General features: G+C 63.5%; 19 protein-coding genes. 11 read left to right on the forward strand and 8 right to left on the reverse strand.

Annotated elements, in window-relative coordinates; translation table 11 throughout:
• Positions 1 to 6: 6 nt before the first annotated feature.
• Together TK49_RS22920 and TK49_RS22925 are read right to left on the reverse strand one after the other, a co-directional pair.
• Complete coding sequence (locus TK49_RS22920; protein ID WP_024542369.1) at positions 7 to 795, reverse strand: hypothetical protein; 789 nt, start codon at positions 793 to 795, stop codon at positions 7 to 9.
• Positions 792 to 1,343 (reverse strand): DUF6878 family protein, encoded by a 552-nt coding sequence (locus TK49_RS22925; RefSeq protein ID WP_157774040.1) that lies wholly within the window; start codon positions 1,341 to 1,343, stop codon positions 792 to 794. The genes TK49_RS22920 and TK49_RS22925 overlap by 4 nt, the downstream gene beginning before the upstream one ends.
• A gap of 228 nt (positions 1,344 to 1,571) precedes the next feature.
• On the opposite strand from TK49_RS22925, the gene TK49_RS22930 reads away from it, so the two are divergent.
• The gene (locus tag TK49_RS22930) at positions 1,572 to 2,960 is read left to right on the forward strand and encodes a replicative DNA helicase (RefSeq protein WP_024542367.1); all 1,389 of its coding nucleotides are present in this window, start codon (positions 1,572 to 1,574) and stop codon (positions 2,958 to 2,960) included.
• A gap of 137 nt (positions 2,961 to 3,097) precedes the next feature.
• Here TK49_RS22930 and TK49_RS24830 read toward each other — a convergent pair whose 3' ends face one another.
• The 5 genes from TK49_RS24830 to TK49_RS22945 all read right to left on the reverse strand — a co-directional run bounded on the left by TK49_RS24830 (position 3,098) and on the right by TK49_RS22945 (position 5,562).
• Positions 3,098 to 3,274 (reverse strand): hypothetical protein, encoded by a 177-nt coding sequence (locus tag TK49_RS24830; RefSeq protein ID WP_167669782.1) that lies wholly within the window; start codon positions 3,272 to 3,274, stop codon positions 3,098 to 3,100.
• On the reverse strand, positions 3,271 to 3,525 hold the full coding sequence (locus tag TK49_RS22935) for a hypothetical protein (protein WP_024542366.1): 255 nt from the start codon (positions 3,523 to 3,525) through the stop codon (positions 3,271 to 3,273). Before TK49_RS22935 ends, TK49_RS24830 begins: the two co-directional genes overlap by 4 nt.
• A 307-nt stretch (positions 3,526 to 3,832) precedes the next feature.
• Positions 3,833 to 3,967 carry a hypothetical protein gene (locus tag TK49_RS25135; protein WP_259393754.1) on the reverse strand — a complete coding sequence of 45 codons (135 nt, stop codon included), beginning with the start codon at positions 3,965 to 3,967 and terminating at the stop codon, positions 3,833 to 3,835.
• Between the two features lie 49 nt (positions 3,968 to 4,016).
• Positions 4,017 to 4,292 carry a hypothetical protein gene (locus tag TK49_RS22940; RefSeq protein WP_024542365.1) on the reverse strand — a complete coding sequence of 92 codons (276 nt, stop codon included), beginning with the start codon at positions 4,290 to 4,292 and terminating at the stop codon, positions 4,017 to 4,019.
• Between the two features lie 706 nt (positions 4,293 to 4,998).
• Positions 4,999 to 5,562 (reverse strand): hypothetical protein, encoded by a 564-nt coding sequence (locus TK49_RS22945; protein WP_024542364.1) that lies wholly within the window; start codon positions 5,560 to 5,562, stop codon positions 4,999 to 5,001.
• Positions 5,563 to 5,721: 159 nt separating this feature from the next.
• Here TK49_RS22945 and TK49_RS25140 point away from each other — a divergent pair, with 159 nt between their 5' ends.
• From TK49_RS25140 to TK49_RS24685, 4 genes are all read left to right on the forward strand, one after another.
• Complete coding sequence (locus TK49_RS25140) at positions 5,722 to 6,408, forward strand: lytic transglycosylase domain-containing protein (RefSeq protein ID WP_024542363.1); 687 nt, start codon at positions 5,722 to 5,724, stop codon at positions 6,406 to 6,408.
• Positions 6,409 to 6,839: 431 nt separating this feature from the next.
• The gene (locus TK49_RS22955) at positions 6,840 to 7,319 is read left to right on the forward strand and encodes an endonuclease domain-containing protein (protein WP_024542362.1); all 480 of its coding nucleotides are present in this window, start codon (positions 6,840 to 6,842) and stop codon (positions 7,317 to 7,319) included.
• A 17-nt stretch (positions 7,320 to 7,336) separates the two neighbouring features.
• Positions 7,337 to 7,636, forward strand: coding sequence for an HU family DNA-binding protein (locus tag TK49_RS22960; protein WP_024542361.1), 300 nt, complete (start codon positions 7,337 to 7,339; stop codon positions 7,634 to 7,636).
• Positions 7,637 to 7,681: 45 nt separating this feature from the next.
• Positions 7,682 to 8,089, forward strand: a complete 408-nt coding sequence (locus TK49_RS24685; protein WP_157774041.1) for a hypothetical protein — start codon at positions 7,682 to 7,684, stop codon at positions 8,087 to 8,089.
• Between the two features lie 67 nt (positions 8,090 to 8,156).
• Here TK49_RS24685 and TK49_RS22965 read toward each other — a convergent pair whose 3' ends face one another.
• Positions 8,157 to 9,149, reverse strand: coding sequence for a DNA-binding protein (locus TK49_RS22965; RefSeq protein WP_024542360.1), 993 nt, complete (start codon positions 9,147 to 9,149; stop codon positions 8,157 to 8,159).
• Positions 9,150 to 9,467: 318 nt separating this feature from the next.
• Here TK49_RS22965 and TK49_RS22970 point away from each other — a divergent pair, with 318 nt between their 5' ends.
• The 6 genes from TK49_RS22970 to TK49_RS22995 are packed head-to-tail and all read left to right on the forward strand — an operon-like array spanning position 9,468 to position 16,507.
• Positions 9,468 to 9,755 (forward strand): CnrY/NccY family anti-sigma factor, encoded by a 288-nt coding sequence (locus TK49_RS22970; protein ID WP_024542621.1) that lies wholly within the window; start codon positions 9,468 to 9,470, stop codon positions 9,753 to 9,755.
• On the forward strand, positions 9,752 to 10,198 hold the full coding sequence (locus TK49_RS22975; protein WP_024542620.1) for a periplasmic heavy metal sensor: 447 nt from the start codon (positions 9,752 to 9,754) through the stop codon (positions 10,196 to 10,198). Before TK49_RS22970 ends, TK49_RS22975 begins: the two co-directional genes overlap by 4 nt.
• Positions 10,195 to 10,767 carry an RNA polymerase sigma factor gene (locus TK49_RS22980; RefSeq protein WP_024542619.1) on the forward strand — a complete coding sequence of 191 codons (573 nt, stop codon included), beginning with the start codon at positions 10,195 to 10,197 and terminating at the stop codon, positions 10,765 to 10,767. Before TK49_RS22975 ends, TK49_RS22980 begins: the two co-directional genes overlap by 4 nt.
• Positions 10,768 to 10,806: 39 nt before the next feature.
• Positions 10,807 to 12,105, forward strand: a complete 1,299-nt coding sequence (locus TK49_RS22985; protein WP_276203711.1) for a TolC family protein — start codon at positions 10,807 to 10,809, stop codon at positions 12,103 to 12,105.
• Positions 12,105 to 13,274 (forward strand): efflux RND transporter periplasmic adaptor subunit, encoded by a 1,170-nt coding sequence (locus TK49_RS22990; RefSeq protein WP_024542617.1) that lies wholly within the window; start codon positions 12,105 to 12,107, stop codon positions 13,272 to 13,274. Before TK49_RS22985 ends, TK49_RS22990 begins: the two co-directional genes overlap by 1 nt.
• Positions 13,271 to 16,507, forward strand: a complete 3,237-nt coding sequence (locus TK49_RS22995) for a CusA/CzcA family heavy metal efflux RND transporter (protein ID WP_024542616.1) — start codon at positions 13,271 to 13,273, stop codon at positions 16,505 to 16,507. The genes TK49_RS22990 and TK49_RS22995 overlap by 4 nt, the downstream gene beginning before the upstream one ends.
• Positions 16,508 to 16,564: the final 57 nt, after the last annotated feature.

Genomic DNA, 16,564 nt, shown 5'->3' on the forward strand with positions numbered 1-16,564 from the left:
GGTGAATCAAGCGTTCTGTGCGGAATTCGCGGGCGCCCGGCGGTTCTCTTCAGTGAAGATGACTGCACGCTCATTCGCATGTTCCAGAAGGCCAAGCCAGCCTTCGTCTCCAGTCAGCGAACGATGCTGATCGTGCTGGCCATCGTTGCCCGAGATGTGGATCTCGATGCAAAGCGGGTTGGCAAGCAGATCGCGCACCAGGCCCTCGTCCCAGCAGCCCGACTTGTGCGCCAGTATTTGCAGGTGCGACAGATCCAGGGCGTAAGGGATCCCGCTCTCGGCCAGCGCCGCGTATTCCGCCCAGGTGGCCACGAGATAGTGCTCGTCGCCGACCGGGTGGGGCCCGCGCGGGTACATGCCCTCGATACCAACGTCGCAGCCCATGATGTCGGATAGGACGTCGACGTTGCGCGCCAGGTCGTACAGCGTTGCATTGCGGCGCAGTCCGGCGTGGACCGTGTATGCGCAGGCCCCCATCGCCCGGCTGACCTTGCCCAATTCGACGTAGTAATCCATGTGCCGGTTGAGCGTGCTCAGGTCTGCCAACGATGTCCACCCCGCCACGCGTGCGTTGGCGTGCAGCCGAAACCGCGTATTCGGGTAGGCAGCTGCCAGCGCCCTGGCCGATTCCACGTCCAGCGTGCCCGCGTTCTGCGGACAGATCTGAACGTGGTCAAGCCGGATCACTCCGGCATCAGCCAGTGACTGGGCCGCCTGCATCGCCTGCGCCACCGAAAACCCGGGAAAGGCCCCGAGCGCCAGGTTGGGCGTGACTGTGCAGAGGGCGGCGCTCATTGTTCTGCCCCCGCGGTGGCAGCCTCCTCGACTCCGAACAACTCGTCCGGCTCATACTCCGTCGTATCCGATTCCGTGTAGTACACGGTATGTACGAAGGACAGGAGCTTGCCGGTCTGCAGGTCAAAGTAGGCCTCGCCGCTGCCGCCATCGCCGTTTTCCCAGCCGGAGCGGTCAGTCAGCTCGATTAGGTTATTGAGGATGTGCTCTGCTGCGTCTTCAACTGACATCGTTTTCTGCGCGACAGTTGTTTGCGCTCCGTAATTGCCCGCAGCGTCAAAGGTGTAGCAGGTTGAGCAAACCGTCATCTCGCACTGCGCCTGGACGATCGCGTCAGACAGAGGGTGGAGCGCACCCTCATTACCCACGACGGTCACCTCTTCGATGCCGCCGCTGTCGCCGCCGCCCGAATAGAAGATCTTCAGTTGTGCAGCTGCCGGTTGGCCATCTTCGCCGATGACCGCGCCGGTCAGCCGACGCACCGCTTCTGCTGTCGAGAGCGCTGCGATGTTCGAGAGGATGATTTGCTTCAGTTCGGTGTTGCCCACGAAAAACTCCTTGCTCAAGTCCCGGGAAATCCGGGGGTTCCCAAGTAGTTGCTTTGGGCCGAGCGTAAAAAGCGGACGCGTCGATGCTGCTCAGGGCGGATGCCCAAAATTCAAGCAGCCCAGTCGAACCCGCCTGCGGCGCGGGTCTTGCTTCTCGTGGGGGCCACTTGTTCGCCAAAACTGTGGATAAATATTGTTCTTTTGTTGCGCGTGTTTATAATTCCGTGAATGAACACATCGCGCGACTTCCAACTCGATGCATTGAAGGTTCCGCCGCATTCGGTGGAAGCCGAACAATCAGTTCTTGGCGGCCTGCTACTGGACAACGCTGCCTGGGACCGCATTGCCGACTTCATCAATGAGCAGGACTTCTACCGGCACGACCACCGGCTGATCTTCCACAACATTGGACGGCTGATCGGGCAGGCCAAGCCGGCGGACGTCGTCACCGTCTTCGAGATGCTGCAGGCCGCAGGCAAGGCTGAGGATGTGGGCGGTCTGCCATATCTGAATGCGCTCGCTCAGAACACGCCCAGTGCGGCCAACATTCGCCGCTACGCCGAGATCGTGCGCGATCGCAGCGTCTTGCGCCGCTTGGTGACCGTGGCGGATGAGATCTCCGCCGGCGCCTTCAACCTGCAGGGGCGCGACGTGCGCCAGCTGCTGGACGAGGCCGAGACCAAGGTGTTCTCAATCGCCGAAGAGGGTTCGCGCGGGCAGAAGGGCTTCCTTGAGATCCAGCCATTGCTCACGCAGGTGGTCGAGCGAATTGACGATCTCTACCATCGCGACAGTCAGACCGACATCACGGGTGTCGCCACTGGCTTTGTCGATCTCGATCGGATGACCAGCGGCATGCAGCCGGGTGACCTCATCATCGTGGCCGGACGCCCATCCATGGGAAAAACCGCCCTGGCGCTCAATATCGGCGAGCACGTGGCGGTCGACCAAGGCCTGCCAGTTGCCGTGTTCTCGATGGAGATGGCGGGCACGCAGCTGGCCATGCGTATGCTGGGATCTGTCGGCCGGTTGGATCAGCACCGGCTGCGTACCGGCCGGCTGCGTGACGATGACTGGCCCCGCCTGACGCACGCCATCAGCAAAATGAGTGACGCTCAGCTGTTCATCGATGAGACCCCCGCGCTCAACCCAATGGAGTTGCGCGCGCGGGCCCGGCGCCTGGCGCGCCAGAGCGGCCAACTCGGCCTGATCATCATCGACTACCTGCAGCTGATGTCGGGATCGTCTAATGGCGAGAACCGCGCAACTGAGATCTCGGAAATCTCCCGTTCCCTCAAGAGCCTGGCCAAGGAGCTCAACTGTCCAGTGATCGCCTTGTCGCAGCTGAACCGCAGCCTTGAGCAGCGGCCGAATAAGCGGCCGGTCATGTCGGATCTACGTGAGTCCGGGGCCATCGAGCAGGACGCCGATGTCATCCTCTTCATCTACCGCGATCAGGTGTACAACCCGGACTCCCAGGACAAGGGCACCGCCGAAATCATCATCGGCAAACAGCGCAACGGCCCCATCGGCACCGTACGCCTCACGTTCCTGGGCGAACATACCAAGTTCGAGAACTTCGCAGGTCGGAACGCGTTCGAGGACGCGGAGTCCTGATTCACAGGACCCCAGAGCCGCAAGCGCGGCTCGCGCGCGCCGCGGCGGGCATTTTCGATTGACGGGAGACCCGAAAGAGAAAACCCGCCGGAGTCTTGCGACTCTCGGCGGGTGATGTGGTGTGCAAAATTCAGCGGTCAGGCAATGTGCGCCGACTTGCGGTCTTCCCGCGATTCCTGGGAGCGATGCAGCGCAATCTCCCTATCCGTGCGGCGCAACTCAGCGCGGATTCCCTTGAATGCCCCGGTGAGCGGCGCGAAGTACATCCGCAAGCTGTCGCGAAACACTCGACGAACATTGATCTGGGATTTCATTTGAACATCTCCTTGACCAGCCCAACACTCGTTCGCCCCAAATAGAGAGCGAACAGCGTCAGGTCAAGCAAAAGCATAGCATGTGCCGTCAACTCGATGGCTTTGTGGGTAAATTCACTGACATGCAATGCAGCCACCCAGGCCGCTGCAAGGTCAAGACCCACCGCAATTCCGCCGAGCACCAGGAAAATCGTAGTCCCGAAAAGCATGTGCAGCAACTGCTCTTTGACCAATCCATTGTGATTCGTCATTGTGCGTAGCACCTCCCTCTTGCCCCAATTGCCGCCCCGGGATGGGATGGCCTCTTGGGTTCGCAAGTGGTTGTTGCGTACGGGGAAGAGAAAAACGGCATGTCGGCCTGGGATGAGGCCATGCCAAGATCCGGCTACCCCCCCGATGATGGGCTATGGGTAATGAAAGCCGCGCCGCTTATGCGATTTGGTAATTTAGTGTCAGGCAGTTCTTGGTACGTTGACCAAGACGTCCCGCACGGTCCCGTAAAACGAAAACCCGCCGGCGTCTGATGACGCGAGGCGGGTGTGGTGTACAGATTTGCGATCAGTGCTTGCGGCCAAATTCCATTCCGGCCTGCCATGCCCCCTTCAGCATGGCAATCATGCCGGCTGGGGTCTCTGTGAAGCCTTGCCAGAAGGCTTTTGATCCGATCTTGATCAGTTCGAGCGTTGTGTCCATGGATCACTCCAAGGGGATACGCGGGGCATCCCCGATAAATTAGGCGAGTTCACGCCTCGTCGAGGATGTTTTTGATTTCCTTGATAGCTTTGGCACCACTCAAAATGACCCAGCTCATGCTGACATAGAAGTCCGCACCGAAGGCAATCGCTTCCAGGGCATCCACGAACAGCAAGTAAGCGCTCGGCAAGCCGTTAGCAATTGCGTGCCCCAGAAAGTGCAGCCCGCGCACGCCTCCCAGCATGATTGCGAAGACCACCAAGGCCCCGACACTGTCGCCAAAAAATACTAAGGCAACCCTCCAAAGTTGGTTGAATTTCTTCATTTCTCCACCCGTTCAAAGTTATGTTTTGTCTGGCATCCCCCCATGGGACGCCGATAATGGTTCGAGAGTGGTTGTCGAACAGTAGAGGGAAAAAACCAGCCGGCCAGCAAAGGCAGGCACCGCGCAGGCGCGGGTAAGGTCGGCACCATCGGTGACGACCGGCGCGCTCGGGCGCCAGATCACGCACAAGAGAGGGGAGAGGGAAGGGTGTCCCCCAACCACATCGCAGGCCGCCCGAAGGGCGTGCGCGCGCAGCGCGTCTCGCCCGCAGGGCGTTTTGAAGCGAGCGGAGCGAGCGCCCCATCGGCGCAGCCGGAACAATCGGCACAGCCGAAGCGATGGCGCCCAGCGCCTCCCCTTGGCGCGCATGCGCCTTTTCTGCCCCCCGCCCGAAGGGCGTCGGGGGGGCTAAGGGTGCCGCAGTGCGCTGTGTGTGGGGGGTTTCAGGACAGGCGGGGAGGCCGAATGGCGCTTCGCCAGTGGGGGCCTTCATGTGCCAGCTGAGAAGTGGGCTGCAAGTATGCCCGCGTGGTGGCGGCGCCGGAGACCGGCAATCATTCGAAGCGAGATAGGAAACCCATGCGCGGGTCAAGGAAGCCTTGCGTTGGCTGCCAGCTTTATTCAGGCCGTCATGCAGGCAATCTGGCACCTCTCTCCCGAGCAGAGCGGCGGGGCGTTGCGCATCGGGAGAAAGGCCGGCTCGCTATCAGTAGGGTGCGCCGCCGCTGCCCGTCATTTTGGCGGCCTCAGGGAACGTGGTTACGTATCCCGGCTGGCCAGGAAGCGGCAGAGCAGCTGGTGCCTCAGGCTGTGCAACGCGCGACGTGACCGGATAGTTGAGCGCAGCAGGACTGGGCGCCTGTGAAACGCTATTTACTGGGGCCGGTGCTTGATCAGGAGCCTCATGGTCCATCAAATTCTGCACGGCAATGATCGACGCGCGTTTGACCAACACCGCGCGATCACGGTTTGGGCCCAGGGAGACACCTGAGTATCGCGTGGTGACAGGTCTAGTCGCGTCAGAGTTCTTCATCACTGGCGACACGTATGCGATTGCTGTCGTGACGGCCTGTTCTGGGAATGAAAACTGGTTGTTGAAGACCACAATCTCGTATTTGCCGTGCGGATACCTGTGGCAAAACTCCTCCGTCACGACTTCCCTAAACCATGATGAATCGCCCTCGCCATAGACTTGGACCATATACCGACATGCCTGTGCCGAGATGGGCGCGAGGAGCGCCAGAGCCAACGGTGCCAATTTTTTGAGCATTGAATTTTCCTGTTTCGATCGTTGATGGAGACTAACGCTCCAATGGCGACAACCTGGCGGCTAAAGCGCCGAGCACGAATCCACTGACTGCTATCGTAAAGTTGTCAACGCTTCATTGTGTCGTACAATTACGCGCAACGACAACCATTCATTGTTACGATGCCAGCAATTGCCCTGAGCGCCTGCATACTCGCCGCCTCCAGTAATTACGGCATCCCTGTGGCAACTATTGAGCATGTTATTGACTCGGGCACCAAACAGCCCGGCGCGATCGGCCCGATGGGCATCCCTCAGGGGTGGTTGCCCTACCTTTCGCGCTATGGATTTGATGAGCAGAAAGTCAGGACAGACGACTGCTCAGGCGTTGTCGCAGGGACATGGATCCTCGCTTACACCCAGCGAATGCAGACGGTCATTGGCAAGACGGAGACCGACAAGAAAATCCTCCAACTGGCTCAGCCGTGGATGCCGGCGATCAACTGGATTTCAGCGAAGGCGCAAATCGATCCCCGCCTGGTCGTCGCAGTCATCTACCAGGAGAGCAAGTTCCAGCCTGCGGCTGTTTCAGGTGCTAACGCCATCGGCCTGATGCAACTCATGCCTGCAACGGCGCGCAGTCTGGGCGTCAACCCGCGAGACCCTGCGCAGAACCTGTGGGGCGGAATCTGGTATCTGGCCAACCTCATGCGGGCCTATCACGGCAATGTCGGTCTGGCTTTGGCCGCCTACAACGCCGGTCCTGGCGCGGTGTCGCGCTATGGCGGCATTCCTCCCTACCGCGAGACACAGGACTATGTGCCGCAGGTGCTTCACTGGTACAGGTCTGTTTCTTACGCAAAAAACTAATATGTTGCGCAACTTGATATGTGCTGATACAGTACATATCTGTAACACCTGCACTTACCCTCATTGACCCAAACAGATGGGTTACCCCGAATTTCGGGGCCTTTTTCAAGGACCTTCCCCAGAGGATCCTTGCAAAAGGTCGGTTCGATTCCGGCTCGTTGGTCGAGGTCTGGTGAGAAGGGAGCTCGGTTCGATTCCGGGTGATTGGGGGAAGCGGTCAATAAACCGCGTCCAAACTCAAGGTGAGCATTGACCCCGGCGGCCCGCCGGTCAAACGCGCAGCAGGAATGCAGCCGAGGGGCACAAACACATGATTTGCATTGCTCGCGTCAGCGACACGAGAGACCCCCTGGAACTCCCCCCGGCGCACCCAGCGCCCTGTTCCGGTTAAGCGCGCGCTTTGGACAGGGCGCGCGCCTCTTTTTCCCCAAATGAACATTCCAGTCTCTGCCGTGCGGGATCTCTTGCGCCAGTCCGGCCGGACTCTGCGCTTGCCGGCGTCGGCGGCGATCAGGCTTGGTCTGGATGTGCCCAAGCAGCCGCGCCGTGCGGGTTCGGACCCATTCGATCCGCAGTCACGTCTGGCCGATGCCCTACGGGCGCGACTTGGCAACGAGGCCGTGCAAACCGAGGTGTCAGGACTGATCGCAGGGCGGCGATACCGGGCGGACATCGTTATCGCATCTGCCAATCTGGTCATTGAATTCGACGGCTTCCAATATCACCGCAGCAAGCAGGCCTTCCAGAAAGACCGTGAGCGCCAGAACGCGTTTGTGGCCAACGGCTGGCGGGTGCTGCGGTTTTTCCATGCGCAGGTGCGCAATGACCTCGAAGGGGTGGTCGCACAGGTGCTGTCGATTTGTGGGCGCTCGGCAGCGGAGCCCGCAATCGCGTCTGGATCCGCTGCCTGATTCTCCGGGAAATCTGCATGACTACCAAAGCTGAGCTCGTTATCGAAATCGCAGCCCACAGCGGCGAAAGCAAGGCGACCGTTGAGCGAGTGCTCGCGTCTTTCGTTGATGCCGTAACCAAATCCGTCGCGCGCGGTGATGAGGCGGGGCTGCCTGGCTTGGGCGCGTTCTCACGCTCTCTGCGTGACGGACGCACTGGCCGAAATCCGCGTACCGGCGAGCAGGTTGAAATCGCGCCGCGCTGGACGCCGCGCTTCCGCGCAGCCAAGGCCCTGCGTGATGCCATGCCGGCACCCACCAAGGCGAAGTCCAAGTAAACCATTCAAGGGAGCCCGCCTGGGTTGCCAGGCGGTCGACACGACATGATCGCCAACCTCTCTCAGTCATCCAGCAAGGAATCCGCCATGGAAGAGCCTTCCACACAAACCTCCTCGTCGCCCATGCCAGACGCGGAGCGAGCGCCCGAACTCGCAGGCTCCCCGGCTCAGTCCGCTGATGATTGGGAGAGCACGGCGAAATGGGCGACAACCACGCTCAAGACCATGCGTGAGCAGATTGAGGCCGATCTTCGCGCACTGGCAAGCCCTACGAGGGGTAGTCGTCCTTTCCGTGCAAAATCTGGCGGTTTAGGTGGGATTTCCCTTTCAGATCAACGGCTTGGGAATTCAGCATTTTCCTGGGCGCTGTCCTTTTCGTGCGAAATCTGGCGGTTTCCCTGCGTCGTGGCGACACGGCTCGGCGCTGCAGGTGCCATATTCACTGCGCAGTAAATAAGCCGGTTTCAGCGAAAGTTGGGCCACCGTCTCACTTCGGAGCGCCGGGCGGAGGCGGACATCATCAGTTTGCCGCATCGGCCAGGCCGAGCCTCGCCCGATATTCAGTCAACAACACCTGCTGGGCTTCGAGTCGGGCGTTGCCCTTGGCCAACTCGCCGGCCAGGCGTTCGCGTTCGGCGCGTTCGGTGGCTAGTTCATCCGCCTGCTGTTGCGCCGCAGATCGCAGCGCATCTCGTTCCGCTTCGGTGCGCGCTTGATCGACGCGCGCTTGGTTCAGGTTGACGCGAGCCTGTTCTGCCTGCGTTTCCAATTCTCGGATGCGTTTGCCCGAGGCGGCAAGTTCCGCGACCAGCCGAGCGCTGTCCTTGTTCAGTTGCGTGATCTCCCCCTGCTTGATGATCAGCGTCTGATTGGCCTGTCGGGCTTCCGCCTGCAGTTGCTGGACCTGCTGCTCATGCCGGCGCGCATCCTGATCGCGCTGTTCCCTGCTGGCATTGCGGAAGTGCTCCAGTGATTGATGAGCGTGCTGTAGCTTGTCCTCCAGCGAGCGCCGAAAACTTTCATGTTCTGCCAACCGGGTGCCGAGGTCCTGGACCTGCTGTGCCGAGCGTTCAGCCTCAATCGCGCGCTGCTGCAGCGCTGTCTGCGTGTCAGCGTGCGCGGCCCGCACGCTGGCGAGTGTGCTCTGCGCCTGTTCCAGTTCGGCGCGAAGTGCGACCACATCCGTGGCCAGCTTGTCGACTTCGGCACGAACGAGCTGGCGCTGGGCCGTGGCGGCCGCCGCCTGCTGATCGACCACCGCCTGCGCTTCTTCATGCAACCGCGCCGCCAATCTGCCCACCAGATCCAGGATGGCGTCGGAGGTCGAGCCAGCGCGGTTCAGCGCCGCGCCTTCCTCTTCTTCCAGCTCCTTGAGATAGCGATGGATCGTCGTTTTCGAGCCGGTGTTGCCCAGCGCGATACGTATTGCATCGATGGACGGGTGGTGTCCCTGCGCCAGAAGTGAATCGCGGGCGCGTTTAACATCGAGGCGACTCAGTCCGGCCCGGGCCATGGTGCTCCTACAATTTGATACCGTATTACGTACTATGTATATACGTACCAAATTGCGGCGTCAACGTGGATCGCTGGTTCTTGAATCTAATACGTGATAATGGCGGATTATCACGTGTGAGAGGTGTCATGGCGCCCTGGTGGTCCCCAATCCGGTACGAAACGCGCCGGATGTAGTGATGAAGGCCGCGTATTCTCGGTGCTGCCCAATTGCGGGACGGGGCAGTTGGCCTACCGCGATTGCCGGTGCCTTCTGAAGCCACCCGGGGGTATTTGCATGCGCGAGCCGTATACAGGGCAACCACCAAGGAGATCAGCAATGGCCGACCTCGACCAATGGCTCGCCGACGCAGCCAGGATCACCCATGAAGCACCGTCTGCGGTAAGTACCGCGCGCATCCAGCAACGGCTCGCAGCCGAGCCCGCGCCCGACGTGCTGGTCGCCCGCTATGATGCGCGGCGTGCCATGCTGTGCGCCGCCATCGCTGCGCTGGTGGCCTTCACGGTGATCGACCGCGTGGCGACCGCCGTCTTGAACAAGCCGGGCCCAACCTGGGTTGCCACACCGTCTGCCGCTTCTCCGTTTGGCCTGCTGATCGGTGAATGATGACGCCACGCACCCGACGTCTTTCCCTCTCAACGCTAGCCGGCGCTCTGGTGGGGGTGGCCATTGCCGGCGCCGTCGTCTTCCTGTCGCACCCATCGCAGGAGCACCGGACCGACCTGCACGAGATGCTCCACGAGGCGGTGCCGCTGGACGCCAACGAGCGTGAAATTCTCGACATGAAGGAACAGGCCTTCGCCCAACGCCGCCGGGAGATCGAAACCCGGCTGCGCACGGCCAACGGTCAACTCGCTGACGCGATTGCCAAGAATCCCACGTGGTCGCCAGAGGTCGAGGCGGCCACCCAGGAAGTGGAACGCGCGGCTGCCGATTTGCAGCGGGCCACGCTGGTCCACGTTTTCGAGATGCGCGCGGGCCTGAAGCCCGAGCACCGGCCTGCTTATGACCGCGTGCTGGTTGATGCGCTTCGCCGTGGTTCGCAGTGACCAGTACGGAAGCGGACGGCGTGCTCGCCCGGCGCGCCGCTCGGGGAGATCACCATGCGTTTGGCATCCTGGTGCGGCGGCATAGCCCCGCCCTGGCGCAGGCTGGCCGCAGCTTTGGCATTCCGGAAACCGATATCGACGATGTCGTGCAGGACACCTTTGTTGCAGCTTGGCGCGCGCTGGGGGACTACGACGAGGCTCGACCGTTCCGTGCCTGGCTGTTCCACATCGGGCTCAACAAGATGCGTGACCTGCGCCGTTTCCGGCGCGTGCGGCACTTCCTGTTCGGCGCGGAGGATCTGACGGACCCCGAACGCCCTGCCTTGGCCGATCCAGACCCGGGCCCGGAGCGCCGTGCTTCTGCCCGGCGCGAATTGGCACGCGTCGTGGCTGTCCTGGACGGGCTCGATGCGAACTCGCGGGAAGCCATTGTTTTGACCGCCATCGTCGGCATGTCGCAGCCGGAGGCGGCTGCCGCACTTGGCATGACGCCGAAGGCCATTGAGGGGCGCATTGGCCGCGCCCGTGCCAAGCTGGCTGCCTTGATCGACGCCCGCAGCACCGAATAATTTCGACGGGCGCGAGGGGGTGCCGCGCTGGGCGCCGTATTGACCAATCTGTGCCGTCTTCGGCTTCTGCTTCCCTCAAGAAATCCGGCGATGACCCGCGTGTCCTCTTTCCATACCCTCAGCGTGCTTGCCGCATCGCTGGCCTTGTCCGCCGCATCTGGTTGGGCGGCCGAGGCACCGCCCTTTACAGAATTGCTGCAGCAGTCGCTCGCCCACGCGCCCGCGATGCGCGTGCAGGCCGCCAACGTCTTGGCCGCTGGCGCCGATGCCGCCCAGGCGCGCGCGTGGCCCAACCCTCGTGCGGAGTCGGTGTTCGAGAATCTGGGGGCTCCGCAGAGCGATGGCGTGAGCCAGCGCCAGAACACCTTTTCCATCACACAGCCGATTGAGATCGGCGGCAAGCGTGGCGCACGCATCGAAGCCGGGCAGCGCGGCTTCGCCGCCGCACAAGCGCGCGAGCATCAAACGCAGATCGCGTACGCGGCTGAATTGGCGACCGCCTATGCGACGGCAGAGGCCATGCTGGCGCGAAAGTCCTTGGCTGCGGAAGACCTCGGGCGCGCGCGCGAGGAGCTTCGCGTGGCCCGCGCGCTAGTCCAATCCGGCAAGGAAGCTGCGTTGCGCGTGTCCCAGGCGCAAGCCAGCGTCGCCGCCGCCACTGCGGCTGAACATGCGGCTGGCGCGGACGCGACGCAAGCGCTGGAGCAGTTGGCTGCCTTGGCCGGCTCTGACGAGCCCTACACCCGTCTGGCTGGCTCGCTTCTGTCCACATCGGCGGCACCTCCCGCCTCGTCGGGCGCGGCGGACGAAGCCCCCGCTGTCGTCACGGCGCAAGCCGAGCGAGACGTGATAAGCGCCCAGGTCGAGGTCGAGCGCAAGAAGTGGGTTCCCGAGGTTGGCGTCAGCGCAGGCGTGCGCCGCTACGGCTGGACGAATGCCAGTGGCTACGTCGTGGGCCTGTCGGCCACGATTCCACTGTTTGACCAGAACACGCACGCGGTGACCGCTGCGGTCGAGCGTGCCGCCGCCGCAGAAGCCAGGCTGGACACCGTGCGCCTGGAAGCATCTGCGGCAAAACGATCCGCCCAGGCTCAGGCTGCGGCTTCGGAAAAACGCCTCGCCGCAGCGGCGGAAGGCGAACGCGCAGCCGCCGAAGCCTATCGCCTGGGCCGTCTCGGCTACGACGCCGGCAAGACCCCGTTGATTGAACTGCTCGCCGTCCGGCGCGCGTTGTTTGAAGCAAGGCAACTCACGATTGACGCGCGCCTCGCGCGCGTACGCGCGTTGGCCGCACTGGCACAGGCTGACGGCCGCCTGGCTTTTGAGGAAGCTCGATGATGAAAGACAACCTCCGCTCGGCCAACTGGCCGCTGATCGCCGGGATTGCCGGGGTGGCCGCCCTGGTGGGGTTCGGTGTGGCGCGCGGGCTTGTGCCCAGTCATTCTGCGGCGCCAGCGGCCAAGACAGCCGCCGCGCCCGAAAAAGCCGCCCCCACTGAGGTCAAGGTTCCCCTCGAATACCTGGCCACCGCCAACATCGCGGTCGAGCCGGTGGCCACGGCTGGCGTGGGCGCGGAGATCCTTGCGCCCGCCACGGTGGTCGCCGCGCCGGGCAGCGAGGCCGTGATCATTGCCCGCGCGTCGGGTGCTGTCCAGCGGATCAACCGCCGGCTTGGTGAGGTCGTGCGTGCGGGCGACGTGCTGGCCCTGGTGGACAGCCCGGAGGCGGCCGCGATGGCTGCAGAGCGCCGGGTGGCCGCCGCCAGGGCCGATTTGGCGCGCAAGACCTACGCACGAGAAGCCGCACTGTACGAGCAAGGCGTCACGCCGCGTCAGGAGATGGAAGCGGCCAAGGCCGCGCTCGAAGTCGCCAATGCCGAGGCGCAGCGCGCAGCGACCGTGGCGCAATCCGCGCATCTTGCCAGCGACGGTCGCTCGGTCGCGGTGACCAGCCCCATTGCCGGCAGGGTGACGGCGCAATCCGTCACGCTGGGCGCCTTCGTGCAGCCTCAGGCCGAACTGTTCCGGGTCGCAGGCAGCGGCACGGCACAGGTGGAGGCTTCGGTCACGGCCGCTGATACCGCCCGCGTGGCGGCCGGCGACACTGCGGTGATCTTGCTGGGCAGCGGCTCGCCCGTGCCCGCCGTGGTGCACTCGGTGACGCCGACGGTGAACAGCAGCGCCCGCACCGCGACTGTGGTCCTGACGCCCACGCAAGCGCTGGACAAGCTGGTGATCGGCGAAGGCGTGCAGGTGCGCCTGCAAACGCGCACGAGCGGCCCCGCTGCCCTGTCGGTGCCGGAGGATGCCGTGCAGAACCTGGACGGGCGCGACGTGTTGTTCGTTCGCACGCCGCAGGGGTTCCGGCCCCAGCCAGTGCTGGTGGGCATCCGCAGTGGCGGGTCCGCCCAGATTCTCTCGGGTGCGCGCGCCGGTGAACAGGTGGCGACGCGCAACGCCTTCCTGCTCAAGGCCGAGATGAACAAAGGCGCCGGGGACGACGAATGATCGGCAGCATTCTGAACGGCGCGGTCCGGCTGCGCTGGCTCGTGTTGTTCCTGACGGCGGTGGTGGCGACAGTCGGCGCCTGGCAGCTCAACCTGCTGCCGATCGACGTCACGCCCGACATCACCAACAAGCAGGTCCAGATCAATACCGTGGTGCCGACGCTCAGCCCGGTGGAGGTTGAGAAACGTGTGACCTATCCGATCGAGACCGCGTTGTCCGGCTTGAACGGTGTGGAGAGCACGCGTTCGTTCTCGCGCAACGGCTTCAGCCAGGTCACGGTGATCTTCAAGGAGAGTGCCAACCTCTACTTCATGCGCCAGCAGGTGTCGGAGCGGCTGGCGCAGGCGCGCCCGAGCCTGCCCGAAGGGGCCGAGCCGCAAATGGGACCGGTATCGACCGGCCTGGGTGAGGTGTTCCACTACAGCGTGGAATATGCCCACCCTGATGGCAAAGGCGCAACGATCAAGGATGGGCTGCCCGGCTGGCAGAGCGACGGCAGCTTTCTGACGGACCGGGGAGAACGGCTGACCGATCAGGTCTCCAAGCTCGCCTATCTGCGCACGGTGCAGGACTGGATCGTCCGGCCGCAACTGCGCACCACGCCCGGTGTGGCCGACGTGGATTCCCTGGGCGGCTACGTCAAGCAGTATGTGGTCGAGCCCGACGCGGCCAAGCTGGCGGCCTACGGCATCTCGTATGCTGAACTGGCGCGGGGGCTGGAAGACGCCAACCTCTCGGTCGGCGCCAACTACATCCGGCGCTCGGGCGAGTCGTATCTCGTGCGCGCGGACGCCCGCATCCGCTCGGTGGACGAGATTTCACGCGCGGTCATTGCGCAACGGCAGAACGTGCCGATCACGGTCGGCCAGGTTGCTGTCGTCAAGGTCGGGGGCGAACTGCGCTCCGGGGCAGCCAGCCGCAACGGCTATGAAACTGTGGTCGGCAGTGCGTTGATGCTGGTGGGCGCCAACAGCCGCACGGTGGCGCAAGCGGTGGGCGACAAGCTCAAGCAGATCGAAAAGACGATGCCGCCGGGCGTGGTGATCGTGCCGACGCTGGACCGCTCGCAACTGGTTGTGGCCACCATCGAAACCGTGGCGAAAAATCTGACCGAAGGCGCGTTGCTGGTGGTGGTGATCCTGTTCCTGCTGCTGGGCAACGTGCGGGCGGCGACCATCGCGGCGCTGGTCATTCCGCTGTCGCTGCTGATCAGCGCAATCGGTATGAACGCGCTGGGCATTTCCGGCAACCTGATGAGCCTGGGCGCACTGGACTTTGGCCTCATCATCGACGGTGCCGTCATCATCGTCGAGAACACACTGCGCCGGCTGGCCGAACGCCAGCACCGGGAGGGCCGCCTGCTGACGCTGCGCGAACGGCTGGACGAAGTGGTGCTGTCGTCGCGCGAGATGGTCCGCCCCACGGTCTATGGCCAGCTCGTCATCTTCCTGGTTTTCCTGCCGTGCCTGACCTTCCAGGGCGTCGAGGGCAAGATGTTCTCGCCGATGGTCATCACACTGATGCTGGCGCTGGCGTCAGCCTTCGTGCTGTCGCTGACCTTCGTGCCGGCCATGATCGCGGTGCTGATGCGCAAACAGGTCGCAGAGAAGGAAGTGCGGGTGATCGCGGCCACCAAGCAGCGGTATCGCCCGTGGCTGCAAGCAGCGGTAAGGCGTCCGCTGCCTTTTCTTGGGGCGGGTGCGCTTACGCTCGCGCTGGCCGCCGTGGCCTTTGCCTTCGTCGGCCGCGAGTTCATGCCGACGTTGGACGAACAGAACCTGAACCTCTCGTCCGTGCGCATTCCGTCGACGTCGATCGACCAGTCGGTGGCCATCGACTTGCCGCTGGAGCGGGCGGTGATGACGCTGCCGGAAGTGAAGACGGTCTACTCGAAGGCCGGTACCGCCAGCCTGGCGGCAGACCCGATGCCGCCCAACGCGTCCGACAACTACATCATCCTGAAGCCTAAGGACGAATGGCCGGCGGGGGTGACCACCAAGGAACAGGTGATCGAGCGCATCCGCCAGAAGACCGCCGCGATGGTCGGCAACAACTACGACGTGACACAGCCGATCGAGATGCGCTTCAACGAGCTGATCGGTGGCGTGCGCAGCGACGTGGCTGTGAAGATCTACGGTGAGGATCTGGATGAGCTCGCGGCCACGGCCCAGCGCGTTGCGGCGGTGCTGCGCAAGACGCCGGGTGCGGCCGACGTACGTGTGCCGCTTACCGGCGGCTTCCCGACCTTCGACATCGTGTTCGACCGGGCCGCGATTGCCCGCTACGGCCTGACCGTCAAGGAAGTGGCCGACACGCTGTCGACCGCACTGGCCGGCAAGGCGGCCGGTCAGGTGTTCGATGGCGACCGGCGCTTCGATATCGTGGTCCGCTTGGCCCGCGAGCAACGCGACAACCTCGATGTGCTTGGCGCGCTGCCGGTCATGCTGCCACAGGCTGATGGCCAACCACGCGCATCGGTACCGCTGCGTCAGTTGGTGCAATTCCGCTTCACCCAAGGTCTGAACGAAGTGAGCCGCGACAACGGCAAGCGGCGCATCTACGTGGAGGCCAACGTGGGCGAGCGCGACCTGGGCAGCTTCGTCGACGATGCTGCCAAGCGCATCGCCAACGAGGTCAAGCTGCCGACCGGCTCGTGGATCGAATGGGGCGGGCAGTTCCAGAATCTCCAGGCGGCGACGAAGCGCCTGGCGATCATCGTGCCGGCGTGCTTCATCCTGATCGCGGCCACGCTCTATCTGGCGATCGGCAGCGCCATGCTGACGGCGACGGTATTGACCGCCGTGCCGCTCGCGCTCGCCGGCGGCGTGTTTGCGCTGCTGCTGCGCGGCATGCCGTTCTCGATCTCCGCTGCCGTCGGGTTCATTGCCGTGTCGGGGGTGGCGGTGCTCAACGGGCTCGTGCTCATCTCGGCCATCCGCAAGCGCCTGAAAGATGGCATGGCGCCCGATGCGGCAGTCGTCGAAGGGGCCATGGAACGGGTGCGGCCTGTGCTGATGACGGCGCTGGTTGCCTCGCTCGGCTTCGTGCCGATGGCGATTGCGACGGGTACCGGCGCCGAGGTGCAGAAGCCGCTGGCGACGGTGGTGATCGGCGGCCTGGTCACCGCCACCGTCCTGACACTGTTCGTGCTACCCGCGCTCTGCGGGCTGGTGTTGCGGCGGCAGGCCCGCCGCGAGTCGGGTGACCAGGGGGTACTCGAAGCGCAGCCATAACGGGGGGCAGCCGTATTGATGTAGCGATCTCTACATCATTGCAGCGTCGCATACGGC

The organism is Ralstonia mannitolilytica (genome assembly GCF_000954135.1).
Classification (GTDB): domain Bacteria; phylum Pseudomonadota; class Gammaproteobacteria; order Burkholderiales; family Burkholderiaceae; genus Ralstonia; species Ralstonia mannitolilytica.